We start from the raw sequence: 24549 nt of genomic DNA on the forward strand, positions 1-24549 counted from the left end.
GCTTCGCGCACACCGTACGGCAGACCGATACCGTTCCTCTACTGAGGACGGAAACAACCCGGCGGTGACCGGGCAGCGCCCGGGCCGCATCTGGAGGACTGAGTTGAGCACCATCCGCTCCGCGACCGCCGCGGCGCTCGCATCGGCCGTGCTGGCCACCACGCTCACCGGCTGCCAGTTCGGCGCGGACGAGCAGGACACCAGTCCCATCGTCATCGCGGCGGACCTCGAACTCTCCGGCGCGGCGGCGACCGTCGGCAAGACGTACCAGCGGGCGCTGGAACTGAAGATCGAGCAACTTAACTCCTCGGGCGCGCTGAACGGCCGGAGGATCGAACTCAGGGTGAAGGACAACCGGTCGGACCCGGCCGAGTCGTTGCGCAACATCGGTGACTTCAGCGACGATTCCCAAGTCAGCGCGATCATCATGGGCGGCTGCAACGAATGCGCGGTCGGCGCCGTCCGGGCCATCAACGAGAAGCGAATTCCCACCATTGCGCTCGCCTCGTCCGGCGCGGTGGCCAGCCCGATCGCCGACCGGCGATACGTGTTCAAGCTCGCCCCGAACGCGGCCGACAGCGCCGCCGCCCTCGCCGTCGAGATGCGCCGCAAGGGCGTCAAGACGGCCGGCGTGCTGTACAGCGACGACGACTACGGCCGCGAAGGGCTGGCCGCGCTGCGCAGCGAGTTCGCGAAGAGCGGCATCAAGCCACCGCGCGCGGAGTCGGTCAAGACCACCGACACCGAGGTCGGCGAGCAGGTCAAGACGCTGACCGAGGACGAGCCGGACGCGCTGGTGGTGTGGACCCCGCCGGAGCAGGCGGCGCTCGCCGCCACCGCGGCCCAGCAGGCCAAGTTCAAGGGATCACTCTACTTCGACGCGGCGGCCGCCAGCGATCTCTTCCTCGGCGCCGCCGCCGGGGCGACCGAGCAGGCGACCATGGTCTTCACCCAGACCATGGTGATCGACGACGTCATCGCCACCACCCCGGCGAAGGCGGCCCGCCGGCAGTGGTTCCAGGACTACACCGCCCGGTTCGGCGGCTACAACGGCTCGTCCTCGTTCGCGGCCGACGCCGTGCAGCTCATCGCCGACGCCGAACTGCGCGCCGGCGGCGAGCCCGGCCGGGTCGACCGCGACGGCATCCGCGACGTGCTGGAGACGTCGCAGATGGACGGCCTGTCCGGCCCGATCCGGATGACGCCGGACAACCACTCCGGCCTGATGCCCCAGGCCCTGACCACCCTGGTCGCCCGCAACGGCCGGTGGCGCCTCGCGGGGTGAGGGTGGTGGGGCGGTGTGGCCCGCCGTACCCGGCTCCGGGCGGTCAGGCTTGATCCCTACGCCGGGTACGGCGGGCCACACCTTGGCTGGTCTAGCGGGTGATCGGCTGGTCTAGCGGGTGACCGGTCACCCGTAGACGACGGTCACCGGGCCGACGTGGTGGCCCGGACCCAGGGCAGCGCGAGGCGCTCGACCAGGGACAGGGCGCTGTAGAGCAGGATGCTCATCAGCGCGATCAGCACGATCGCCGCCCAGGCGGTCGCGGTGTCCCCGATGCCGTTGTACTGCAGGATCTGGTAGCCCAGCCCCGGCTTGTCCGAGTAGAACTCCCCGATCACCGCGCCGATCGCCGCCAGCGGCATCGCCACCTTGAGGCCGACGAAGACCTGCGGCAGCGCGGCCGGGAAGCGCACCTTGCGGAACGCCTGCCACCACGAAGCGTTCAGCGACCTGGCCAGCTCGGCCAGGTCCGCCGGGGTGGTGGTGAGACCCGTCGCGGTGGAGAGCACGATGGGGAAGAAGCACAGCAGGAACACCATGGTCAGGATGGGCTTCTCCCCCCAGCCGACCGAGACCACCAGCAGCGGGCCGAGGGCGATCTTCGGCACCGCGTTGACCGCCACCAGCAGCGGCGCGAACATCCGCTCGATGCGGCGGGACGCGGCCAGGGCCATCCCGATCAGCACCCCGGCGACCGCCGAGAGCAGGAAGCCGACCAGCGTCAGCAGGGTGGTCACCCCCAGCGCCGGCAGCAGCACGTCGGCCGACGCGGTCAACGAGTTCCACACCGCCTGCGGCGGCGGCAGGGACGCCGGGTGCACCAGCTCCAGCACCGACGTCACCAGCCACCAGGCGGTCAGTGCGATCACCGCGCCGAGCAGCGGCAGGCCGACGGCCGCCGGGCGTACGCCGGATCGGCGGGCGGCCGCCGCGACCGGCGGCGTGGTGGGCGTCGCCACCCCGGGCGCGCCGGCCGGGGCCGGGACGACGGCCTCGCGCCCCGCCTCGGTGGGGCCGGACCGGGTACCTGTCGTCTCCGTCACAGGTCCTCCTCTCCTGCCGGCCAGGGCCGGCACGCGGCGGGGGTGCGCCCTCCGGTCATCCCGGTGGGTCGCACCCCCGCGGCACTGTCGGCGTCGATCAGGCCTTCGGCGCGAGGCTGAAGTCGATGATCTGGTCGGGGGTGATGTTCTGCTTGAGCTGGCCGGCGCCCTGCAGGATCGCGATGCTCTTGGCCACCCGGCCGCTGTCCAGGGCGCCCAGCTGGGTGCCGGAGTTGCTGGACCGCACGTAGGCGGCCATCAGCTGCAGCTCGGCGGCGGCCGCAGCCACGTTGGCGGCGGCCACGTTCTTCTTCAGAATCTCGCCCGCCTCCTGCGGGTTGGTCAGCGCGTACTCCAGGCCCTTCATCAGGGCCTGCGTGAACCGCTTGACCATCTCCGGCTTCTCCTTGGCGACCTTCGAGGAGGTGATCAGCACGTTGCCGTAGAGGTCCTGCATCACGTTGCTGTAGGGCAGCAGGACCGCCTTCTTCTGGGTCACCGTCTCGATGGTGGGCTGGCCGACGACGAACTGGCCGATGCCGTCCACCGTGCCGGCGGCGAGGGTGCCAATCAGCGCCTGCGCATCACCGTTGACCCAGGTCACCTTGCTGGCGTCCACACCGGCCAGCCGGGCGTACGTCGGGAAGAGGTTGCGGACGACGGAGGTGGGGGTGTCGGCGAGCTTCTTGCCCTCCAGGTCCTTGGGCGACGCGATGCCCTTGCCCTCGACGGTCGCGATGGCGGCCATCGTGCGCTGCTGGATCGCGGCGACCGCGACGAAGTCCTTGGCCTGGCCGTTGCCGAACTGGAGCAGACCGCCGGTGAGGTCGATCGGGCCGAAGTCGGCCTGCCCGCCGACAATCGTCTGGATCACCATGCCGGTGCCCTGGCCCGGCTTGATCTCGACGTCGAACCCGGCCTCCTTGAAGAAGCCCTTCTCCTTCGCGACCCAGGCGTAGGAGTCACGGCCGAAGTTGCCGAACGAGGTGAGGTAGGTCACCTTCTCCAGCGCCCCGCCGTTGCCGCCCTTGGCGTCGTCGCCGGAGTCCGAGCCGCTGCACGCGGAGACCAGGGCGAGGGCGGTGGCCAGCGCGGCTGTGGCGACCGTACGGGTCAGCCTTCTCATCAGTGCACCATGTCCTTTCCGACCGGTACGGCTCGCCGCCGCCCGGTGGGGGTTGTCTGGCGGGCCGGCGGAGGGGTTGCCGGCTCCACCGTCGTGAGGGGATCCATCGCGGGCACAGCGTACGAGAAAACAACCTTTGCGGTGCCAGGCGTACCGGGTTGCGGTACGGACACAACTCGTGTCTGCCCGTGACGGCCCGCCGCCATCCACTGCGGATTGGCCAGGTGATCCACCCCGGACGCTGCGACGCGGAGGCAGGCCGGCTACCCTGTGCCGCGACTGCTGATCGCTGAGTCAGGGAGGCCGCCGGAGATGATCCGCCTGTCCGGGGTGTCCCGCACCTTCGACGGCCGCAGCGGCCGGGTGGAGGCGCTGCGCGGCATCGACCTGCACGTCGCCGAGGGCGAGTTCGTGGCGGTGCTCGGCCGCTCCGGGTGCGGCAAGTCCACGCTGCTACGCCTGATCGCCGGTCTCCTGCCGGTGTCCGACGGCGAGATCACCGTGGCCGGTACGCCGATCACCAGGCCCCGCCGCGACATCGCCATGCTGTTCCAGCGGCCGGCCCTGCTCCCCTGGCGCACGGTGCTGGACAACGTCCTGCTCCCGGTGGAGATCTTCGGCTGGAAGCGGGCGAAGCACCGCGAGCGGGCCCGGCAACTGCTGGACCTCGCCGGGCTGGGCGGCTTCGAGAAGCGGCTGCCGCACGAGCTCTCCGGCGGCATGCAGCAGCGGGTCTCGCTGTGCCGGTCGCTGATCGGCGAGCCCCGGGTGATGCTGATGGACGAGCCGTTCTCCGCACTCGACGCGCTCACCCGCGAGGAACTCTCCGGCGAACTCCAGCGGGTGCACATGGAGTCCCAGCCCACCGTCGTCTTCGTCACCCACTCGATCGACGAGGCGGTGCTGCTGGCCGACCGGGTGGTCGTGCTCAGCCCCCGGCCCGGCCGGATCCGCAAGGTGGTCGACGTGGACATCCCCCGGCCGCGCACCCTCGGCCGCAACGCGCACCTGGCGGACGTCGCCCGGGTCAACGCCGACCTGCACGAACTCCTCATGGAGCGAGACCTGCCGGCCACGGCCGGCGCGGAGGGACGATGAGCATGCGGGTTTCCGTGTTCACGGAGCCGCACCGGGGCGCCACCTACGACGACCAGCTCCGCTTCGCCCGGCTGGCCGAGGCCGGCGGGTTCGAGGGCTTCCACCGCGCCGACCACTACCAGGCGTTGGGCGACAACGCCGGGCTTCCCGGCCCGACCGACGCCTGGCTGACACTGGCCGCGCTGGCCCGGGAGACCACCCGGATCCGGCTCGGCACCCTGGTCACGTCGGCGACGTTCCGCCTGCCCGGCCCGCTGGCGGTGATGGTGGCCCAGGTCGACCAGATGAGCGGCGGCCGGGTCGAGCTGGGCATCGGCGCCGGCTGGTACGAGCGGGAGCACACCTCCTACGGCATCCCGTTCCCCCGGATCGGCGAGCGCTTCGACCGGCTGGCCGAGCAGTTGGAGGTCATCACCGGGCTGTGGCGGACCCCGCCGGGCGAGACGTACAGCTTCACCGGCGACCACTACCGGCTGGTCGACGCCCCCGCGCTGCCGAAGCCCGTGCAGGTGCCCGGGCCGACGGTCATCGTCGGCGGACGCGGCCCGAAGCGCACCCCCGACCTCGCCGCCCGCTACGCCGACGAGTTCAACATGCCGTTCAAGACCGTCGAGGAGACCGCCGAGGCGTACGAGCGGGTGCGGGAGGCCTGCGACCGGGCCGGCCGGGCCGAGTCCGGGCGCGGCCCGCTGACGCTCTCCGCCGGGATCGTGGTCGCGATCGGCCGTACCGACGCCGAGGCACAGCGCCGGGCCGCCCCGCTGCACGCCAAGAGCGCGCTGCCGCCGGAGGACCCGGTGGTCGGCTCGCCCGCGCAGCTCGTCGACCGGATCGGGGAGTTCGCCGCGATCGGCGCCACGCGGGTGCACCTCCGGCTGATCGACCTCGCGGACCTCGACCACCTGGAACTCATCGCCGCCGAGGTGCTCCCCCGACTGGACGGAACCCGATAACCGACGCGCAGCTCGACGGGACCGCGATCGACGCCGACGAGCCGACCGGCGGGGTGGTCTACCGGGACCCGGGCGCCGTGCACATGCTGACCAACGTCGGCGACACGACGTACCTGGCGGGCTGGTCGAGCTGAAGTAACCGCTGGCCAGGCGGCCGACCCCGTTCGCGGCGCGCCGGTGGCGACCTGCCCAACAGGTGCGTAACGTGCCGGACATGGCCTATCGGACCTGGGGCAGACTGCTGCTCACGGCGCTCGGGGTGAGCCTGCTGGCCGGGGCCGGTCAGCTCGGCGTCGCGTTCGGCTTCGGCGTCGTCCGGCTCGCCGGCACCTTCACCGGCGCCACCGTCAACCAGTGGCCGGCCCAGCTCGTCTGGGCGGGCTGGTTCGCCGCCAACGCCGCCGTGGTCGGCGCGGTGCTCACCGAACGCCTCGCCCGCCGGGACGGCATGGTGGCCGGCACCGGCCACCACCTCGCCGTCGCCAGCGGCGCCGCACTGGGCGCGACCGTCGTCGCGCCGCTCTGCATGCAGCCCGCCCGGGCCGCCGAACTCGTCGCGATGGACCCGGTCTGGGCCGTCGGCATCTGCGCCATCCTCGGCGCGCTGGCCGGCGCGGGCGCCGCACTCGCCGTCCTGCTCCGGCCGCCGGTGGGATGGAACATGGCGGCGGTCGCGGGCGCGGTCTGGCTGCTGGCGCTGCTGTCGACGGCGCCGTCGGTCGCCTCGACCGGGCCGCTGCCCAGCGTACGACTCGGGGTGCTGGAGCCGGCCTGGCTCGACGCCGGCGCGGCCCAGCGACTGGCCCTGGTGATCCTGCCCCTGGTGGCGCTGCTCGCCGGCGCGGCGACCGGCGGGCTGGCCCGGTGGCGCGGTCACCCGCCGCTGGTCAACGGCGCGATCGGGGTGGCGGGTCCGGTGCTGGTGGCGTTCGCCTACCTGACCGCCGGTCCGGGCGACGCGACCGACCGCTACCAGCTCACGCCGTACTACGGGGCGCTGTTCGCGGTGGCCGCCGGCGCGCTCGGTTCGGCCGCCGCCGCGCTGCTGCGCTGGCCGCTCGTCACGCGCACCGCCCCCGGCGGCGCCATCGAGCCGACCGACATCCTGCGCCCGCTGCCCGCCGGTCCCGCGCTGCCGCACGCCCCGGAGCCGGCCGCCGGGGCCGACGAGCCGGCGACGGTCGACCTGGCCGACGCCGGGCGCGTCGCCGCCGACCGGCTCGGGGGTACGGACTCCGGCGGGACCGCCGGCGACGACGCCCCGCCGCCCCGAGCCGTCCCGGCGCACTGGGACTGGCCGGCCGACGGCACCACCGTCCCGCCGACACCCGCCGCCGCTCCGGCCCCGACTTCCGTGACCCCGACTTCCGTGGCCCCGGACCGGGCCGCAGGATCGCCCCCGGAGGTTGCGGGCGCGGCACACCCGACCGGGGCACCGGCGACGGCGGACGCGGCGTCCTCTGCCGGATCGCCGGCCCCGCCGGTCGCCGAGGCGGCACAGCCGGCCAGGTCGCGGACGACAACGGATGCGGCGGCCTCTGCCGAGTCATCGGCGGCGACGGATGCGGCGCCATCGGCCGAGCCGCCAGCGGCAACGGATGCGGCGCCATCGGCCGAGCCGCCAGCGGCAACGGATGCGGCGCCATCGGCCGAGTCGCCAGCGGCAACGGATGCGGCGGGATCGCCGGTCCCGGCGGCTACGGACGCGACGGGAGCGGCCGGATCGCCGCCCCCGGTGGAGGCCGTGCCCGCCGCCAGGCGGGACCGCGCCGACGAGGGCGCCCAGGCTCGTACGGCTACGGGCGAGCACCCCACGGTTGCGGCCGAGGCCGCCGCGCCCCCCGCGCAGCCGGCCGTCCCGGCCGCCCCCAAGCCGCGCCGCACCCGCAAGCCCCGGTCGACGAAACAGCCGGCGGCCGCGGCGGCGAACAGCGCCGACCCGACGCCCGCGGTCATCGACTCCCCCGCCGATCCGGCGACCCCACCGGCGGCACCGCGTGCCGGCGCTCAGGCCACGGCACCGACCACCGCCGCGGCAGGGACACGGTCGGCCGGGGCCGACGCAACCGCTCAGACGGCGAGCAGTGCCGCCGGACCGGCCCCGGCCACCGAGGTGGGTCCGGCCACCGAACCCGGCCCCACCACCGAACCCGGCCCCACCACCGAACCCGGCCCCACCACCGAACCCGGCCCCACCACCGAACTCGGTCCAGCCGCCGAAGCGGATCGGATCGACGAAGCGGAGCGGATCGACGGAGCCGCCCCGACCACCGGGGCCGCCGACCTGTTCGGCACGACGTCCGGGGCCGCCTCCCACGTGCCGGATCCGGACGGCAGCGGTCCGCGCGCGGCGCCGCTCCTGCCCACCGACGAGCCGGCGGCTGGTCGGGGCGGCGAGCCGGACCCGGCGCCCCGGCCGGCCTGGCGGCCCGCACCGGCGTGGCCGGCAGCGCCCCGGGTCGGGCCCGACGACGCCCTCGACGCGCCCCGCCCGGCCGCCGCGGAGCCCACGCCCGAGCCGGCGCCCCGGCCCCGACACCGGGCCCCGCTGCCCGACCTGGCCCGGGCGGCGAACTGGGACGCCCTCGCCACCGCGCGACCCGGGGGCCCCGCGCCGGCGCCGGTGGACGCCGCCTCGGGAAACGGGACCGCCGCCGTTGAGGCACCCGAGACGCCGGCCGGCGGCGAGGCGCCGGGCGGCCCGGCCGAGCAGCCCGGGGGCCGGAACCGTGGTCGGCTGGGGCTGTTCCGGCGCAACCGGTCCCGAGCCGAGGACGCTCCGGCGGACCGGGAGTCCGAGCCGCTGACGGCACAGGACGAGGAGTACGTGGACTGGGTCGCCGGCCTGAGCGGCCCGATCGCGGACAACGAACCCGAGCAGGAGCGCGGTCGGCGGTCGTTGCGGTCGACCGGCCGCCACCATCGCGACTGACCCGGACCAACCCGAGCGGCGGCCCGCCCCCGAACCACGGGGCGGGCCGCCGCTTCGGGTCAGGCCAGCGGCAGGTAGACCCGGCCGCCCGAGGAGACGAACTCCTCCGACTTGTCCTTCATGCCGCGCGCCGCGTACTCCTTGAGCTCCTGGGTGATCTTCATGGAGCAGAACTTCGGCCCGCACATCGAGCAGAAGTGGGCCGTCTTCGCCGGCTCGGCGGGCAGAGTCGCGTCGTGGTACGACCGCGCGGTCTCCGGGTCCAGCGAGAGGTTGAACTGGTCCTCCCACCGGAACTCGAACCGCGCCTTGGAGAGCGCGTCGTCCCACGCCTGCGCACCGGGGTGCCCCTTGGCCAGGTCGGCCGCGTGCGCCGCGATCTTGTACGCGATCACGCCGGCCTTCACGTCGTCCCGGTCCGGCAGCCCGAGGTGCTCCTTCGGGGTCACGTAGCAGAGCATCGCGGTACCGAACATACCGATCATGGCGGCGCCGATCGCCGAGGTGATGTGGTCGTACGCCGGGGCGATGTCCGTGGTCAGCGGGCCGAGCGTGTAGAACGGCGCCTCGTGGCACCACTCCTGCTGGAGGTCCACGTTTTCCTTGATCTTGTGCATGGGCACGTGTCCCGGGCCCTCGATCATCACCTGGACGTCGTGCTCCCAGGCGATTTTCGTCAGCTCGCCCAGGGTGCGCAGTTCGGCGAACTGCGCCTCGTCGTTGGCGTCCGCGATCGAGCCGGGGCGCAGCCCGTCGCCGAGCGAGAACGTCACGTCGTAGCGGGCCAGGATCTCGCACAACTCGGCGAAGTTCGTGTAGAGGAAGTTCTCCTCGTGGTGGGCCAGGCACCAGGCGGCCATGATCGAGCCACCCCGCGACACGATCCCGGTGACCCGGTCCACCGCCAGCGGCACGTACGGCAGCAGCACCCCCGCGTGCACCGTCATGTAGTCGACGCCCTGCTCGGCCTGCTCGACGACGGTCTCCCGGAACACCTCCCAGCTCAGCTTCACCGGGTCGCCGCCGACCTTCTCCAGCGCCTGGTAGATCGGCACGGTGCCGATCGGCACCGGCGAGTTCCGCACGATCGCCTCACGGGTCTCGTGGATCCGCTTGCCGGTCGACAGGTCCATCACCGTGTCCGCGCCCCACCGGGTCGCCCAGGTCAGCTTCTCCACCTCCTCCGCGACCGAGGAGGTGACCGCCGAGGTGCCGATGTTGGCGTTCACCTTGACCAGGAACGCCTTGCCGATGATCGCCGGCTCGCACTCGGGGTGGTTGACGTTAAGCGGCAGCACCGCCCGCCCGGCGGCGATCTCGTCCCGGACGAACGCCGGAGCCATGCCCTCCCGGATCGCCACGAACTCCATCTCCGGCGTGACGACTCCCGCCCGGGCGTACGCGAGCTGCGTCGGGCGCTTCCCGTGCGCCCCGGCCAGCGGGGTGCCCGCGCCGCGCACCGGGGCCACGTCCCCGCGCTCGGCGATCCACGGCCCGCGCAACGGCGGCAGCCCGACCTCCGGGTCGGACCCGGGCCCGGAGGTGTCGTAGAGCCGGACCGGCGCGTTGTCGCCGGTCAACTCCACCTCGGCGAAGGGCACCCGGACATCCGGCCGGGACCCCTCCACGTAGACCTTCCGACGTGCCTGCATGACAGCCTCCCGTGTGCTCATGCGGACCACCCGAAGTGGTCCAGCGGGCCGCGTCCCGCGCCCAACTCCCAGTCCCGCCCGCCGGTCAGCGCGCGGAAGACGTACTCCTTGGCGGTGGCGACCGCCGTCGGCACCGGGTCGCCCAGCGCCAGCCGGGCGGCGAGGGCCGCCGAGAACGAGCACCCCGTGCCGTGGTTGTGCCGGGTGGCGACCCGGGGCGCGCGGAGCAGCGTGGTGACCCCGTCGCCGTGCAGCACGTCGACCGCCTCGCCGCCGAAGTTCACGTCGCCGCCGGTCACCACCACGTGCTCCGGCCCGCCGGCCGCCAGCGCCTCGGCGGCGGCCACCATCTCCTCGACCGTGGTCACCGGGCGTCCGATGAGGACCGCCGCCTCCGCGCAGTTCGGCGTCGCCACCCGGGCGTACGGCAGCAGCCGCTCGACTGCGGCGACCGCGCCCAGCCGGCGCCCGCTGGTGGCGACGAGCACCGGGTCGACGACGAGGTGCGGCAGCCGACCGTCCCGGGCGGCGTCGGCGACCGCGTCGGCGATGGCCGGGGTGCCCAGCATGCCCGTCTTGACGGCCCGTACGGCGAAGTCGGCGAGCACGCTGTCGAGCTGCTCGGTGACCGTGCGCGGCGGCAGCGGCAGGACGGCGTCGACGCCCCTCGTGTTCTGCGCGGTGACCGCGGTGATCACGCTGGTGCCATACGCGCCGAGGGCGGCGAAGACCTTGAGGTCGGCCTGGATGCCCGCTCCGCCGCCGGAGTCCGAGCCGGCGATGGTGAGCACGGTGGTGGGTGTCATCGGCCCCCCAGGGTGGTTGGGGTCGGGGGCTGCGGCACGGTGGCGCTTGGGGGCTGCGGCCGACCGTGCCCACTCCGGTCGGTCAGGCTTGATCCCTGCGTGGGCACGGTCGGCCGCAGCCCCGTACCGGAGACCTCCGCGCGGTCCTGCGCGGTACGAGGCGGCGGGGAGACCGCCGACCGGAAGGCGGCGGTCAGCGTGGCGGCGACCTCGGTCGGGTCGTCGGCGCGCATGATCGCGCCGAGCACCGCCACTCCCGCCGCTCCGGCCCCGGTGCAGGCGCGTACCTGCTCGGAGGTCTGCACCCCGCCCAACGCGAGGACCGGCACAGGGCTGGCCTCGATCAACTCCTGGAGCCCCTCCGGGCGCAGAGGTGGGCCGTAGCCGGGTTTGCTGCGGCTGGGGAAGACCGGCGACAGGGTGACGTAGTCCTCGCTGGTGACGCGGCGCAACTCGGCCTCGTCGTGACAGGAGCGCCCGACCAGGCCGAGACGCGGTGGCGGGTACGGGCCGGCCGACGGCAGGTGCACCGCGTCCCCGTCGAGCGGGTCGAGCCCGGCGACGACCAGGGTGCCGCCCGCCTCGGCGAGGATCGAACGCAGGTCGGCGGCGATGGCGGCGCGCTCGGCGCGGGGCAGGTCCTTCTCCCGCAGCACCACCCACCGCACTCCCCCGGCCACCGCCCCGGCGACCACCTCGGTCAACGGCCGCCCCGCCTGCCACCGGTCGGTCAGCAGCACGACGCCGGACGGCCCACGCGGGATCCTGGTACGGAACGGCCCCGCCAGGGGCGCTTCCGCACCAGGATCCGCCGGAACGGGACCGGGGCGGGTCACAGGTCCGGCCGTCCGTCGTCGGGGGTGGATGCCAGCGCGTGGAAGCGGCGGGCGATCCGGCCCGCCCCGTACGCGAGCCGTCCCGCCTCGACCGCGTACCGCATCGCGGTGGCCATCGCCGCCGGGTCGGCGGCCCGGGTGACCGCGCTGGCCAGCAGCACCGCGTCGCAGCCCAGCTCCATCGCCAGCGCCGCGTCGGAGGCGGTGCCGATGCCGGCGTCCAGGATCACCGGCACGTCGACGCTCTGCCGGATCAGCCGGATGTGGTGCGGGTTCGACACGCCCAGGCCGGAGCCGATCGGCGCGCCCGCCGGCATCACCGCGGCGCAGCCGACGTCGGCCAGCCGGCGCGCCAGAATCGGGTCGTCCGACGTGTACGGCAGCACCACGAACCCGTCCGCGACGAGTTCCTCGGCGGCGCGCAGCAGCTCCACCCCGTCGGGCAGCAGCGTGCGCTCGTCGCCGATCACCTCCAGCTTCACCCAGTCGGTGCCGAACGCCTCCCGGGCCAGGTGGGCCACCTTGACCGCCTCGCCCGCCGTGTAGCAGCCGGCGGTGTTCGGCAGCAGCCGCACCCCGCACCGGTCGAGCAGGTCCAGCAGCCCGCCGGCGGTGCCGGGGGCGGTGTCGACACGGCGCAGGGCCAGGGTGACCAGTTCGGTGCCGGAGGCGCGGATCGCGTCCTCCAGCACGCGCAGGTTGGCCGCGCCGCCGGTGCCGAGGATCAGCCGGGACGTGAGACGCACGCCGCCCAGGTCGAGGCTCACCGCGTCACCCGCCCTGGGCGGCGCTGAGCACCTCGACCCGGTCGCCGTCGCGCAGCACGGTCGCCGGCCAGCCGGTACGCGGCACGACCTCCCCGTTGACCGCGACGGCCAAGCCGCGCTGCTGGTCGGTGACCGCGCGGACCAGGTCCGCCACGGTCGAGCCGCCGGGCAGGCTGCGCCCGGCGCCGTTCACCGTCAGTTCCACGTGTGCTCCTCCTCGGGTGCGAAGGCGCCGGACCGGTCGTCGGCGGCCCGGACCACCGGCCCGGCGCTGCCGGCCTGACCGGCGGTGACAGCCGGATCGGCGGTGGCGGCCGGATCGGCGGTGGCGGCCGGCGCGAACCGGTGCGGGGTGAAGGGGGCGAGCAGCGGGTCCGCCGTACCGGTGACGACCAGGTCGGCGACCAGGTCGGCGGTGACGGGGGTGAGCACGATGCCGTGCCGGTGGTGCCCGGTCGCGACGAGCACGCCCGGCCGGCCGGGCAGCGGGCCGAGGATCGGGGCGTTGTCCGGGGTGCCGGGGCGCAGGCCGGCGAGGGTCTCGACGAGGTCGTACTCGGCCAGCTCCGGCAGCAGGTCGACGGCGGCGCGGAGCAGGCGCAGCACCGCCCCGGCGGAGACGTCGGTGTCGGCGCGCTCCTCGACGGTCGCGCCCACCACCACCTCCCCGCTGTCGCGGGGCACGAGATAGACGTGCTCGCCGTCGGCGTACCCCCGGATGACGTGCCGGAAGCCCGGCGCGCCGCCGCCGGGCGCGCGGAGCCGCAGCACCTGGCCCTTCACCGGCCGCACCGGCAGCCCGGTCAGGGCCGCCGCCCCGCAGCCGGCCGCCACCACCGTGACGCGCGCGTCCACGTCGGACAGCCGGCGCACGGCGGCGGGCACCAGCGTGGCACCGGCCCGTTCGGCGGCCGCGCGCAGCGCCGGCACCAGCCGGCGCGGGTCGACCTGGTGGTCGGTGGCGGCGAGCGCGCCGCCGCGCACCCGGGGCGCCAACGCCGGCTCGCGGTCCCGCAGCGCCGAGGGGCGCAGCGGCGTCACCGGCAGTCCGAGGCCCTGCTGGTACGCCCACAGCCGCCGCGCCTCGGCCAGGTCGTCGGCGGTGAGCCCGACCATCAGCGTGCCCTCGGTGCGGTAGCCGACGTCCGCGCCGGTGGCGGCGGTCAGCTCGGCGGCGAAGGCCGGCCAGCGGGCGGCGGAGGCGGTCAGCAGCCCGGTCAGCTCGTGCTCGCCGAAGTACGCCTCGGCGACCGGGGCGAGCATCCCGGCGGCGACGTGCGACGCGCCGGAGCCCGGGGCGGGATCGTGGACGACGACGCGGAGCCCGCGCGCCGCGCAGCGCCACGCGATGCCCAACCCGACCGGTCCCGCCCCCACCACGGCGACGTCCGGCCGGCTCAGCACCCCAGCGCTCCCAGCAGCTCCGCCGTCGCCCGGGCCGGATCGGCCGCCCCGGACAGGGCCCCCACCACCGCCACCCCGTACGCCCCGGCGGCCAGCAGCGCGGGCGCGTTCGCGGCGGTCACCCCGCCGATCGCGACCACCGGCACGTCCACGGCGGCGGTGACGGCGCGCACCCCGGCCGGACCGATCGGTGCCGGCAGGCCACTCTTGGTGCTCGTGGCGTGGCAGGGGCCCACGCCCAGGTAGCTGGCCCCGGCGGCGACCGCCTCGGCGGCCGTCCCCGGCTCGCGGGCGGTGGCCCCGAGCACGGCGGTCGCGCCGAGCACCCGGCGGGCCGCCCCGACCGGCAGGTCCGCCGCGCCGACGTGCCCGCCGGCGGCGCCCACCGCCAGCGCCACGTGCAGCCGGTCGTTGACGAGACAGGAGACGTCGTACGGCGCGCAGAGCGCGACCACCCGGCGGGCCAGGTCGTACGCCTCCCGGTCGGTGGCGTCGTCGGTGACGCGGACCTGCACGACCAGCTCGGCGCGGGCCACCGGAAGGGCGGCCCGCAGCACAGCCAGCGGATCCCGCCCGGGTCGGGTGTCGGTGATCAGATGCAGTCGCCCCAGGGACGGCACGGCAACACTCCTCCCTGCGCCGGCATTACCCGGATCAGGTTCGACGGTCGGGGGCTCTCAGCCCCCCTCTCAGCCCGGTGCACCGGGCTCCCGTGGGTCACTTGCGCGTGTCACCGTACGACGGATCGCCGGATCCGCCAAGGGCGGGACGCGGATTTCACACCGACCGTCCGAAGCCGACGACCGGGGCGACGCGTGACCGACCCGTCACGCGATGCTGTCCGGATGCCCTCCCCCGCCCGGGTCCCGCCCCGGCTCGCCTTCCTGCCGTTCCGCGGCAGCGCCGCGATCGCGCAGGGGCTGCTGACCCGCGCCATGCTGCGCGGTCCGACCTGGCAACGCCTGCTTCCCGACGTGTACGTGCACCGGGACGCCCTGCGCGCAGCCGACCATCGGCTCTGGTGCGCCGCCCGGCAGGCCCATGGGACAGCCGCCCGTCCCGGCCGGCCGGGACGGGCGCGCGGGAAGGGTGACGGGAGCGGGTGGAACACCAGGGCTGCCTCCCGGTGTCGGAGACGTGCGTGGTGTTCCACCCGTGGCGACCCGGGCCTGGGCGGGCGCGCGGGGACGGGTGGACGTCGACACCGCCCCGGCACCGTTACGGGGTGCCGGGGCGGTGTCGACGTGGCTCAGAGGATGGCGCGGAGGGCGTCGAGGTCCTCGTCGGTGGGCTGCCAGGCGCCCGCCTCCGCGTTGGAGCGCACCTGCTCGGGCGTGGTGGCGCCGGCGATCACCGAGGTCACCGCCGGCAGGGCGGCCAGCCCGCCGATGGCCACCTGGAGCATCGACAGCCCCCGCTCGTTCGCGTACGCCTCGATCGCCTCGATCGTGTCCCAGTCGGCGGCGGCGAGGCGCTGGGCGTACCGGCCGCCTCCGGCGAGGCGGCTGCCGGCGGGCGGGGCCTGGTCGCGCTTGTACTTGCCGGTCAGCAGGCCGTTGGCCAGCGGGAAGAACGGCAGCAGCCCGAGGCCGAACCGCTCGCAGGCCGGCACCACCTCGGCCTCGGCGGAGCGTTCCAGCAGGCTGTAGTGGTTCTGCGCGCTGATGAACCGGGACCGGCCGTTGGACGACGCCACCCAGTCCGCGTCGGCGATCTGCCACCCGGCGAAGTTGGAGTTGCCCAGGTAGCGGACCTTGCCGGCGCGGACCAGGTCGTCCAGCGCGGCGAGGGTCTCGTCGATCGGGGTGCCCGGGTCGGGCTCGTGCATCTGGTACAGGTCGATGTGGTCGGTGCCGAGCCGGCGCAGTGATGCCTCCACGGCGCGGGCGATGTAGCGCCGCGCGCCCCGTGCGCCGAAGTCGGGGCCGTTGAGGCCGTGCATGTCCATGCCGAACTTGGTGGCCACCACCACGTCGTCGCGGCGGCCCTTGAGCGCCTGGCCCAGCAGTTCCTCGGAGCCGCCCTGCGGCTCGCCGTAGATGTCGGCGGTGTCGAAGAAATTGATCCCGGCGTCCAGCGCGGCGTCGACCACCGCCCGGGTCCCGTCGAGGTCGAGCTTGCGGCCGAAGTTGTTGCAGCCGATGCCGACGACGGACACCACGAGCCCGGAGTCGCCCAACCGGCGGTAGGTCATCTCAGTCACGAGATCCACCCTATGCCGGCCGGCCCGACGCCCGGGTTCGCCTCAGCCAACGTCCCAGACCGGCTCGGGGGTCTCCACCACCTCGTTGTCACCGCGGAAGAGGACGAACCGGTCGAACGAGCGGGTGAACCAGCGGTCGTGGGTCACCGCGACCACGGTTCCCTCGAACGCCGTCAGCCCGGCCTCCAGCGCCTCCGCCGACGCCAGGTCGAGGTTGTCGGTGGGCTCGTCGAGCAGCAGCAGCGTCGCGCCGGACAGCTCCAGCAGCAGCACCAGGAACCGCGCCTGCTGCCCGCCGGAGAGGGTGCCGAAGCGCTGGTCGCCCTGCCCCGCCAGCTCGTACCGGGACAGCGCCGCCATCGCCGCGTGCCGGTCCATGCCGGCCCGGTGGTCGTCCCCCCGCCAGAGGATCTCCACGAGGGTCTTCGCCATCAGCTCCGGCCGGTCGTGGGTCTGCGAGAAGTGCCCGGGGCGCACCCGCGCGCCGAGCCGGGCCACCCCGTCGTGCGCGACCGGCGCGAGCGCCGCCGCGCCGTCGACCGGGCCGTTGGCCGGGTCGGGGTCGCTGCCGCCGCGGGCGAGCAGCCGGAGGAAGTGCGACTTCCCCGTGCCGTTGGCGCCGAGCACCGCCACCCGGTCGCCGTACCAGATCTCCAGGTCGAACGGGTAGGTCAGGCCGTCGAGTTCGAGCTGCTCGCAGACCACCGCGCGCTTGCCGGTCCGCCCGCCGGTCAGGCGCATCCGGATGTCCTGGTCCTTCGGCGGTACGGGCGGCGGTCCGGCCTCCTCGAACTTGCGCAACCGGGTCTGCGCGGCCTGGTAGCGCGAGGCCATCCCGTCGTTGTACGCGGCCTTCTGCTTGTACATCAGCATCAGCTCGCGCAGCTTCTGGTGCTCCTCGTCCCAGCGCTTGCGCAGCTCGTCGAGGCGGGCGTGCCGGGCCACGCGCGCGGAGTGCCAGCTCGCGAAGCCGCCCGGGTGCACCCAGGCGCTGCCGCCCTCCACGGCGACCACCCGGTCGGCGGTGTGCGCCAGCAGCTCCCGGTCGTGCGAGACGTAGAGCACCGACTTGGCCGACTCACGCAGCCGCCCCTCCAGCCAGCGCTTGCCCGGCACGTCGAGGAAGTTGTCCGGCTCGTCGAGGAGCAGCACCTCGTCGGGGCCGCGCAGCAGCAGTTCGAGGGCGAAGCGCTTCTGCTGGCCGCCGGAGAGGGTCCGGACGGGTCGCTCCCGGGCGCCGTCCCACGGGAGGCCGAGCACGATGGTGGCGACGGTGTCGAAGAGCACCTCGGCGTCGTACCCGCCGGCTTCGCCCCAGGCCGCGAGCGCGTCCGCGTACGCCAGCTGGGCCTTGCCGGCGGCGGTGCTGTACTTGCCGCGGACCTCGGCCGCCCGCATGGCCGCCTCGGTCTCGGCGAGCCGGCGGCCGGCGTCGCGCAGCGCCGGCGGGGCGAGCGACAGCGCCAGGTCGGCCAGTGTGGACTCGTCGCCGATCATGCCGATGAACTGGCGCATCACGCCCAGCCCGCCGGCTCGCGCGATCGCGCCGGTCTTCACCGGCAGGTCGCCGGCGACCATCCGCAGCAGCGTCGTCTTGCCGGCGCCGTTCGGCCCGACCAGGGCCACCTTGGCGCCCTCACCGACCCGGAACGAGACGTCGGTGAAGAGTTCCCGCCCGTCGGGGAGGAGGTGCCCGACGGCTGCCACGTCCACGTATCCCACGCCGGCATCCTGCCCGAGCACCCGCCGGGCGGCCCAACCATTTACCGGGTGACGCGCAGCACCCGGTAGCCCTTCTGGCTGGCGTGCCGCTCGACCTGCCAGCCCTGGTCGGCCAGCCAGCGGTGCAGCGAGTCGCCGCCGAGGTGGCGGGCGACCACCAGCCAGGCGACGCCGTCCGGGGCGAGCCGGGGCAGCCAGCGCAGCAGCATCCCGTGCAGCTCGTCCTTGCCGACCCGGATCGGCGGGTTGGACCAGAGCTGGGCGAACGTCACGTCGGCGGGCACGTCGTCCGGCGCGGCGACGCGTACCCTGTCGGCCGCGCCGACCCGCGCCGCGTTGGCCGTGGTCAGCTCCCGGGCCCGCTCGTTGACGTCGACGGCCCAGACGGTCGCCGACGGCGCCGAGGTGGCCAGCACGCAGGTGATCGGCCCGAAGCCACAACCGAGGTCGAGCAGGGCGCCGGCCGTGTCGGCGGGCGGCAGTTCGGCCTTGCGCAGCAGCACCGCCGTGCCGGGGTCGAGGCGGGCGGCGGAGAAGACCCCGCCGGAGGAGGTCAGGGTGTAGTCGCGGCCGGCGACGGCGAACTCGACCTCACGCGGGTGGGCGGCAGTCGCGGGTTCAGCGGTGAAGTAGTGGTCGCCGGTCACGCCGGCAATTCTCGCACCGCCCTCACCACCGTCCGGTCCGGGGCCGAGGAGCGGACACAGCACGACACGAAACAGCCAGGCACCCAATTTCCCGTTATTACCCCCTAAAGGGACAATGTCCTCCTACCCTGGGCGACATGGTGTATCGGTACGAGTCCGATGAGGAAGCATTCATGGAGTACCCGCAGCCCCGGTCCGGCCGCCCGGTGCTCGGTGCCGGTCCGCCGGCCGGTCCCTCCCCGTCCCGCTTCCCGACGCCGTCGCTGCCCCGGCCCAACCGGGTCGCGCCGCCCCCCGCCGAGCCGGAGCCGGTCCGCGCCTCGGCCCCGGTGTCCCCCGCGCAGCCCGCGCCAGCACCACAGGCGCCGCAGGCACCACAGGGGCCGCAGACGCCACCACCAGCACCACAGGCGCCCCCAACGCCACAGACAGAGGTACGACCCGACCCACCGGCCCCGCAGGTTCCGCCGGACCCAGCAGGCCCGCAGGCCCCGCCCGCCCCGCAGGCACGGTCGGACGTGCAGGTGCCCTCGGACGTGCAGGTGCCCTCGGACGTGCAGGTGACCTCGGACGTGCAGGTGACCTCGGACGTGCAGGTGACGCCGGCACCGGCCGAGCCCGCCGTAGCGGCCGCACCCGTGGCCACCGAGGCGCTCATAGCCACCGAGGCACCCGTGGCGGTCGAGCGCCCCGTGCCGCGGCGGGGCAGCGGCCGGCTGTGGCAGGTGCTGGTCGGTGGCGCGGCCGTGCTCGTGCTGCTCGCGCTCTGCGGCCTCGGCGCCGCCGCCCTGCTGGTCGAGCGCGACCGGACGCCGCAGGCCACGCCCACCGGCCAGCCCCAGGTGGCCGAGTCGGCCGAGGGCGGGGCGCACGACCTCGACTCCCGGGACACCGACCAGGCGCCGCTGACGGCCAAGGAGCTGTTCCCCGGCACGCAGCTCGTCGTCGCCGACGGGCAGCCCGCGTACCGGGTGCTGAAGACCCACTCCAGCGCCAGCTGCGCGGTCGCGGCCACCGGGGAGGTCGCCGACCTGCTGGTCCGGCTCGGCTGCAACCAGGTGGTCCGGGCCACCCTGCGCACGCCCGACGGCAACCACCTGGTGACCACCGGCCTGTTCAACCTGACCGACCACGCCAGCGCCGAACGCGCCCGCGACCGGATCCGGCAGATGCTCGACGAGCGGCAGGGCCGGTTCCGGGGCATGCCGGCCGACAACGGCACCGAGGCGATCGCCACCGCGCCGGCGCGGGTCGGCTGGCAGGTGCGCGGCCACTACCTCGCGTACGCGCTGGTAGTCCGCGCCGACGGCGCGACGATCAGGTCGGGCGACACGAAGGCCAGAGAGATCCTCTTCGACATGATCGAGCTGCACCTCAACCAGGGTGTGCTGGAGCGCCGGGCGGACGGTGGGACGGCCGGCCAGCCGACGGACGAGGGCGCGGACCGCACCGGCACACAGGACGGGAGCGAGCTGCCGGGCGAGTGACGAGCCCCGGGTGTGGACGGGTGCGCGGGCCATCGGGCCGCGCACCCGTTCTCTTCGGCACCCCGACGGGGTCACCCGCCCAGGTCGACCCGGCGCGTCGGCGGCAGCGCCAACATCCGGTCGGGCGAAACGGCGTACCTGACCCGTCCCGGAGCCACGACCCGACTGGCGCGCGTCGAACCGGCCGCCCCCGAGCGGGCCCGGGACGACGGCCGGCACCCTGGCCGGGTCGGCGCCGACCCGCCGCGATGGCGCACGTCGGACGCGTCCCTGCGGTCAACCCTCCACGGGGACGCGCAGCCGGCGGGTCGCCTCGGCGCGGCGGGCGTACTCGGCCGGGTCGTCGGGGTAGCCCACGGCGACCAGGGTCAGCCCGTGCGCCGGGGCCACGGTCACCTCGCTGGAGCGTTCCCGGCGGGTGAGCAGGCTGCCCGGCCACCCGACCGGACGGCGCCCGTCCCCCGCGACCAGCATCGCGCCGACCAAACTGCGCACCATCGCCTGGCAGAACGCGTCGGCCTGCACGGTGGCCACGAGGAGCCCGTCGGGGTCGCGCCGCCAGTCCAGCCGGGTCACCTCGCGCAGCGTGGTGGCGTTCTCCTTGCGCCGGCAGTACGCGGCGAAGTCGTGCTCCCCCACCAGCCCCGCTGCGGCGGCGTTCAGCGCGTCCAGGTCGAGCGGCTTCGGCCAGGCCAGCACCTCGTGCCGGCGCAGCGGCTCGGCGCCCCACGGCGCGTCGGTGACCCGGTACTCGTAGCGGCGGAAGGTGGCCGAGAACCGGGCGTCGAAGTCGGCGGGCACCTCGGTCATCGCCCGCACCCGCACGTCGGTGGGGAGCAGCCGGGCCAGCCGACGCAGCAGCCGGCCTTCGTGCTCCCGCCACACGGCGGTGGGCAGGTCCACGTGGCAGACCTGCCCGGTGGCGTGTACCCCGGCATCGGTGCGGCCCGCCACGGTCAGCCCCGTCGCCGTCCCCGCTCCGAGCACCAGGTCGAGGGTCTGCACGAGCACCCCGGCGACCGTACGCCGCGTCGGCTGGGCGGCCCAGCCGGAGAACCCGCTGCCGTCGTACGCGACGTCCAGCCGCAGCCGGGTGCGCTCGTCCACTCGTACCTCCGCCTCACGGGGTCGGGCCCGGCACCCCACGTGGGGTGGCGGGCCCGACGGTGGCCTGGATCAGGCCGTGTGGTTCTCGCCGGCCTCGTCGCTGTCCTCGCGGGCGGCGGCGGTGTCGCCGGACGCCGACACGGGCGCCTCGGCGTCCTGGTCGCCCGTGTTCGACTTCGGGGCCTCCTCGGCCGGGGCGAGCGCCTCGACCTTGTCCTGCTGCGCGGCCTTGCGGGCGGCGGTCTTCTTGTTCGCCTTCGGCTCGGCGACCTGAAGCTCCTCGACCAGCTCGATGATCGCCATCGGCGCGGCGTCACCCTTGCGCGGACCGGTCTTCACGATCCGGGTGTAGCCACCGTTGCGGTTGGCGTACCGGGGCGCGATCTGGTCGAACAGGGCGTAGACCACGTCCTTGTCCTTGACGACGCCCAGCACCCGCCGGCGGGACGCCAGGTCGCCGCGCTTGGCCTTGGTGATGAGCTGCTCGGCCAGCGGACGCAGCCGCCGGGCCTTCGTCTCGGTGGTCTGGATCTTGCCGTGCTGGAACAGCGCAGTGGCCAGGTTGGCCAGCATCAGCCGCTCGTGCGCGGGGCTGCCGCCGAGGCGGGGGCCCTTGGTGGGCGTGGGCATGCTTGGTGCTCCTCAGGTGTGGCGGCAGCGCGGACTAGAGCTGCTCGGTCTCGCGGTAGTCGTCGGTGTCGTAGTCGGCCTCGCCGAAGGTGTCCACGACGTGCGCCGGGTCGAAGTTCGGGGCCGAGTCCTTCAGCCCCAGACCCATCCCGGCGAGCTTCATCTTGACCTCGTCGATCGACTTCTGACCGAAGTTGCGGATGTCGAGGAGGTCGGCCTCGGTACGCCCGATGAGCTCACCAACGGAGTTGATGCCCTCGCGCTTGAGGCAGTTGTAGGAGCGGACGGTCAGGTCCAGCTCCTCGATCGGCAGCGCCAGGTCCGCCGCGAGCTGGGCGTCCTGCGGGGACGGCCCGATGTCGATGCCCTCGGCGGTCTCGTCCAGTTCCCGGGCCAGACCGAACAGCTCCACCAGCGTCGAGCCGGCCGAGGCCAGCGCGGTACGCGGGCCCATCGACGGCTTGGTCTCGACGTCGATGATCAGCCGGTCGAAGTCCGTCCGCTGCTCGACACGGGTCGCCTCGACGCGGTAGGTCACCTTGAGCACCGGCGAGTAGATCGAGTCGACCGGGATCCGGCCGATCTCGGCGCCGGCCTGCTTGTTCTGCGCCGCCGTGACGTAGCCGCGACCCCGCTCGACGGTCAGCTCCATGTCGAGCCGACCCTTGCCGTTGAGGGTGGCGAGCTTCAGGTCGGGGTTGTGCACCGAGACGCCGGCCGGCGGCTGGATGTCACCCGCGGTCACGTCGCCGGGGCCCTGCTTGCGCAGGTACATGCTGACCGGCTCGTCGTGCTCGGAGCTGACGCAGAGCTCCTTGATGTTCATGACGAGCTCGACCACGTCCTCCTTGACACCGGGGATCGTGGTGAACTCGTGCAGCACACCGTCGATCTTGATCGAGGTGACCGCCGCACCCGGGATCGACGACAGCAGCGTACGCCGCAGCGAGTTGCCCAGGGTGTAGCCGAAGCCCGGCTCCAGCGGCTCGATGGTGAACCGGGACCGGGTCTCGTTGATCGACTCCTCGGAGAGGGTCGGTCGCTGGCTGATGAGCATGTCTTCTCTTCTCTTCCGGGGCGCCCGCCATATGACGCCCACGACAAACTGTTCCGGTGGCCCGCCCGTGTCGGGCGGGCCACCGCAACGAGCTCCGACTACTTGGAGTAGAGCTCGACGATCAGCTGCTCCTGGACCTGCGTGTCGATGACCTGGCGGGCCGGGAGCGAGTGCACGAGGATCTTCATCTGGCTGGGGATCGCCTCGAGCCACGCCGGAACCGACCGCGAGCCGGCCTCGGCCTGCGCCACGATGAACGGGGTGAGCTCCTTGCTCTTGCCCCGGACCTCGATGATGTCGTGCTCCTTGACGCGGTACGACGGGATGTCGACCTTCTTGCCGTTCACCGTGAAGTGACCGTGCTTGACCAGCTGGCGGGCCATGTCCCGGGACTTGGCGTAGCCGGCCCGGTAGACCACGTTGTCCAGCCGCGACTCGAGGATCTGCAGGAGGACCTCACCGGTCTTGGCCTGCTTGGCCACGGCCTCCTCGTAGTAACCGCGGAACTGCTTCTCCAGCACGCCGTAGACACGGCGGGCCTTCTGCTTCTCACGGAGCTGGAGCAGGTACTCCGTCTCCTTCGTGCGACCGCGGCCGTGCTGCCCGGGCGGGAACGGCCGGGACTCGAACGGGCACTTCGGGCCATCGCACTTGCTGCCCTTGAGGAACAGCTTCATCTTCTCCCGCCGGCAACGGCGGCAGTCAGCACCGGTGTAACGAGCCATCTCTCTCTAACCTCTCAGACCCGGCGACGCTTCGGCGGACGGCACCCGTTGTGCGGCTGCGGGGTCACGTCGGAGATCTGACCGACCTCCAGGCCCACGGCCTGCAGCGAACGGATGGCGGTCTCCCGGCCGGAGCCGGGGCCCTTGACGAACACGTCGACCTTGCGCATGCCGTGCTCCATCGCCCGGCGCGCGGCGGCCTCGGCGGCGAGCTGCGCGGCGAACGGGGTCGACTTGCGGGAGCCCTTGAAGCCCACCTGGCCCGCGGAGGCCCAGGAGATGACCGCACCGGTCGGGTCCGTGATGGACACGATGGTGTTGTTGAAGGTGCTCTTGATGTGCGCCTGCCCGTGGGCGACGTTCTTGCGTTCCTTGCGCCGGACCTTCTTGACAGCGGCTCCGGCACGAGCCTTCGGTGGCATAAGTCTGTGCGCTCCTATTTACTTCTTGCCGGGCTTCTTCTTGCCGGCCACGGTCCGCTTCGGGCCCTTGCGGGTCCGCGCGTTGGTCCGGGTCCGCTGGCCACGCACGGGCAGGCCCCGGCGGTGCCGGATGCCGGCGTAGCAGCCGATCTCGACCTTGCGGCGGATGTCAGCGGCGACCTCGCGGCGCAGGTCGCCTTCAACCTTGTAGTTGCCCTCGATGTGGTCGCGGAGCTGGACCAGCTCCTCGTCCGTGAGGTCCCGGGCGCGCTTGTCCGGCGAGATGCCGGTGGCGGCGAGCGTCTCCAGGGCGCGGGTCCGACCCACGCCGAAGATGTAGGTGAGCGCGATCTCCATCCGCTTCTCGCGGGGGAGGTCGACGCCGACTAGACGTGCCATGTGCGGGCGTGCTCCTCGTGGTGTTCTGGCGGAGGTGTGGACCCGTCCCACCCCGCTACCGACCGTTCCGCCTCCGGCGTCGTGCGCCGGCGACCGGAAACGGTCGCTGCCCGAGCGGGCCCCGGCCTCCGACCGGGGGTCAACCACGAAGAGGTACGCGACGCGCACCGCCCGCGGCTGGGACGAGCAAATGATTCGTTGTCTGGATCCGCGGCCCGGACCGATTACGACCGACCGTTGTCACACGG

Annotated in this window: 22 protein-coding genes, 2 pseudogenes and 1 riboswitch; of the genes and pseudogenes, 6 read left to right on the plus strand and 18 right to left on the minus strand. The window is 74.0% G+C overall.

The genetic code is table 11. The annotated features are described in order from the left end of the window. The first annotated feature begins 103 nt into the window (after window positions 1–103). Window positions 104–1285 (plus strand): ABC transporter substrate-binding protein, encoded by a 1182-nt coding sequence (locus ACGF5C_RS03490; RefSeq protein ID WP_393296323.1) that lies wholly within the window; start codon window positions 104–106, stop codon window positions 1283–1285. 143 nt (window positions 1286–1428) lie between these two features. On the opposite strand, the gene ACGF5C_RS03495 is transcribed toward ACGF5C_RS03490, so the two are convergent. Both ACGF5C_RS03495 and ACGF5C_RS03500 read right to left on the minus strand, forming a co-directional pair. Then, window positions 1429–2244: an ABC transporter permease gene (locus ACGF5C_RS03495; protein ID WP_393296489.1), complete on the minus strand. Its 816-nt coding sequence runs from the start codon at window positions 2242–2244 to the stop codon at window positions 1429–1431. 181 nt (window positions 2245–2425) lie between these two features. After that, window positions 2426–3454: an ABC transporter substrate-binding protein gene (locus ACGF5C_RS03500; RefSeq protein WP_393296325.1), complete on the minus strand. Its 1029-nt coding sequence runs from the start codon at window positions 3452–3454 to the stop codon at window positions 2426–2428. A gap of 312 nt (window positions 3455–3766) precedes the next feature. On the opposite strand from ACGF5C_RS03500, the gene ACGF5C_RS03505 reads away from it, so the two are divergent. From ACGF5C_RS03505 to ACGF5C_RS03520, 4 genes and pseudogenes are all read left to right on the plus strand, one after another. Next, entirely contained in the window at window positions 3767–4552 is a 786-nt protein-coding gene (locus ACGF5C_RS03505) for an ABC transporter ATP-binding protein (protein WP_393296327.1), read from the plus strand. A 2-nt stretch (window positions 4553–4554) separates the two neighbouring features. Beyond that, window positions 4555–5505 carry an LLM class F420-dependent oxidoreductase gene (locus ACGF5C_RS03510; protein WP_393296491.1) on the plus strand — a complete coding sequence of 317 codons (951 nt, stop codon included), beginning with the start codon at window positions 4555–4557 and terminating at the stop codon, window positions 5503–5505. Between the two features lie 11 nt (window positions 5506–5516). Then, a pseudogene (locus ACGF5C_RS03515) lies at window positions 5517–5644 on the plus strand (cupin); the annotation flags it as partial. 75 nt (window positions 5645–5719) lie between these two features. Then, window positions 5720–8437, plus strand: coding sequence for a hypothetical protein (locus ACGF5C_RS03520; protein ID WP_393296329.1), 2718 nt, complete (start codon window positions 5720–5722; stop codon window positions 8435–8437). A 59-nt stretch (window positions 8438–8496) separates the two neighbouring features. On the opposite strand, the gene thiC is transcribed toward ACGF5C_RS03520, so the two are convergent. The 10 genes and pseudogenes from thiC to ACGF5C_RS03570 form a co-directional block, all read right to left on the minus strand. Continuing rightward, on the minus strand, window positions 8497–10089 hold the full coding sequence (gene thiC, locus ACGF5C_RS03525) for a phosphomethylpyrimidine synthase ThiC (RefSeq protein WP_393296330.1): 1593 nt from the start codon (window positions 10087–10089) through the stop codon (window positions 8497–8499). A gap of 17 nt (window positions 10090–10106) precedes the next feature. Further along, entirely contained in the window at window positions 10107–10895 is a 789-nt protein-coding gene (gene thiD / locus ACGF5C_RS03530; RefSeq protein ID WP_393296332.1) for a bifunctional hydroxymethylpyrimidine kinase/phosphomethylpyrimidine kinase, read from the minus strand. Between the two features lie 167 nt (window positions 10896–11062). Next, window positions 11063–11659, minus strand: a pseudogene (locus ACGF5C_RS03535) (thiamine phosphate synthase); the annotation flags it as partial. A gap of 68 nt (window positions 11660–11727) precedes the next feature. After that, window positions 11728–12498: a thiazole synthase gene (locus ACGF5C_RS03540; RefSeq protein WP_393296334.1), complete on the minus strand. Its 771-nt coding sequence runs from the start codon at window positions 12496–12498 to the stop codon at window positions 11728–11730. Between the two features lie 4 nt (window positions 12499–12502). After that, on the minus strand, window positions 12503–12703 hold the full coding sequence (gene thiS, locus ACGF5C_RS03545) for a sulfur carrier protein ThiS (RefSeq protein WP_132230919.1): 201 nt from the start codon (window positions 12701–12703) through the stop codon (window positions 12503–12505). Continuing rightward, a complete protein-coding gene (gene thiO / locus ACGF5C_RS03550) occupies window positions 12694–13902 on the minus strand; it encodes a glycine oxidase ThiO (RefSeq protein ID WP_393296336.1) in 1209 nt (402 codons plus the stop codon). Before thiO ends, thiS begins: the two co-directional genes overlap by 10 nt. After that, window positions 13896–14522: a thiamine phosphate synthase gene (gene thiE, locus ACGF5C_RS03555; protein WP_393296338.1), complete on the minus strand. Its 627-nt coding sequence runs from the start codon at window positions 14520–14522 to the stop codon at window positions 13896–13898. The genes thiO and thiE overlap by 7 nt, the downstream gene beginning before the upstream one ends. Then, window positions 14517–14625: riboswitch (TPP riboswitch) on the minus strand. (Overlaps the previous gene by 6 nt.) A gap of 526 nt (window positions 14626–15151) precedes the next feature. Next, window positions 15152–16114 carry an aldo/keto reductase gene (locus ACGF5C_RS03560; RefSeq protein WP_393296340.1) on the minus strand — a complete coding sequence of 321 codons (963 nt, stop codon included), beginning with the start codon at window positions 16112–16114 and terminating at the stop codon, window positions 15152–15154. A gap of 33 nt (window positions 16115–16147) precedes the next feature. Beyond that, the gene (locus ACGF5C_RS03565) at window positions 16148–17827 is read right to left on the minus strand and encodes an ATP-binding cassette domain-containing protein (protein ID WP_357460265.1); all 1680 of its coding nucleotides are present in this window, start codon (window positions 17825–17827) and stop codon (window positions 16148–16150) included. A gap of 41 nt (window positions 17828–17868) precedes the next feature. Then, window positions 17869–18474, minus strand: a complete 606-nt coding sequence (locus ACGF5C_RS03570; protein WP_393296342.1) for a class I SAM-dependent methyltransferase — start codon at window positions 18472–18474, stop codon at window positions 17869–17871. Between the two features lie 518 nt (window positions 18475–18992). Between ACGF5C_RS03570 and ACGF5C_RS03575 the strand changes: the two genes are divergently transcribed. Next, window positions 18993–19961, plus strand: a complete 969-nt coding sequence (locus tag ACGF5C_RS03575) for a hypothetical protein (protein WP_393296344.1) — start codon at window positions 18993–18995, stop codon at window positions 19959–19961. Between the two features lie 276 nt (window positions 19962–20237). Here the strand turns inward: ACGF5C_RS03575 and truA are convergent, their stop codons facing one another. The 6 genes from truA to rpsM all read right to left on the minus strand — a co-directional run bounded on the left by truA (window position 20238) and on the right by rpsM (window position 24301). Continuing rightward, window positions 20238–21068, minus strand: a complete 831-nt coding sequence (gene truA / locus ACGF5C_RS03580; RefSeq protein WP_393296346.1) for a tRNA pseudouridine(38-40) synthase TruA — start codon at window positions 21066–21068, stop codon at window positions 20238–20240. Between the two features lie 69 nt (window positions 21069–21137). Further along, window positions 21138–21698 (minus strand): 50S ribosomal protein L17, encoded by a 561-nt coding sequence (gene rplQ / locus ACGF5C_RS03585; protein ID WP_393296348.1) that lies wholly within the window; start codon window positions 21696–21698, stop codon window positions 21138–21140. A gap of 34 nt (window positions 21699–21732) precedes the next feature. Continuing rightward, window positions 21733–22755 carry a DNA-directed RNA polymerase subunit alpha gene (locus ACGF5C_RS03590; protein ID WP_091079335.1) on the minus strand — a complete coding sequence of 341 codons (1023 nt, stop codon included), beginning with the start codon at window positions 22753–22755 and terminating at the stop codon, window positions 21733–21735. 98 nt (window positions 22756–22853) lie between these two features. After that, complete coding sequence (gene rpsD / locus ACGF5C_RS03595) at window positions 22854–23480, minus strand: 30S ribosomal protein S4 (protein WP_350711525.1); 627 nt, start codon at window positions 23478–23480, stop codon at window positions 22854–22856. Window positions 23481–23494: 14 nt separating this feature from the next. Then, window positions 23495–23902 (minus strand): 30S ribosomal protein S11, encoded by a 408-nt coding sequence (rpsK, locus tag ACGF5C_RS03600; protein ID WP_007073011.1) that lies wholly within the window; start codon window positions 23900–23902, stop codon window positions 23495–23497. Window positions 23903–23920: 18 nt separating this feature from the next. Beyond that, window positions 23921–24301, minus strand: a complete 381-nt coding sequence (gene rpsM / locus ACGF5C_RS03605; RefSeq protein ID WP_043965541.1) for a 30S ribosomal protein S13 — start codon at window positions 24299–24301, stop codon at window positions 23921–23923. Between the last annotated feature and the right edge of the window lie 248 nt (window positions 24302–24549).

Source organism: Micromonospora sp. NPDC047620 (assembly GCF_043205005.1).
In the GTDB taxonomy this organism is placed as follows: Bacteria; Actinomycetota; Actinomycetes; order Mycobacteriales; family Micromonosporaceae; genus Micromonospora.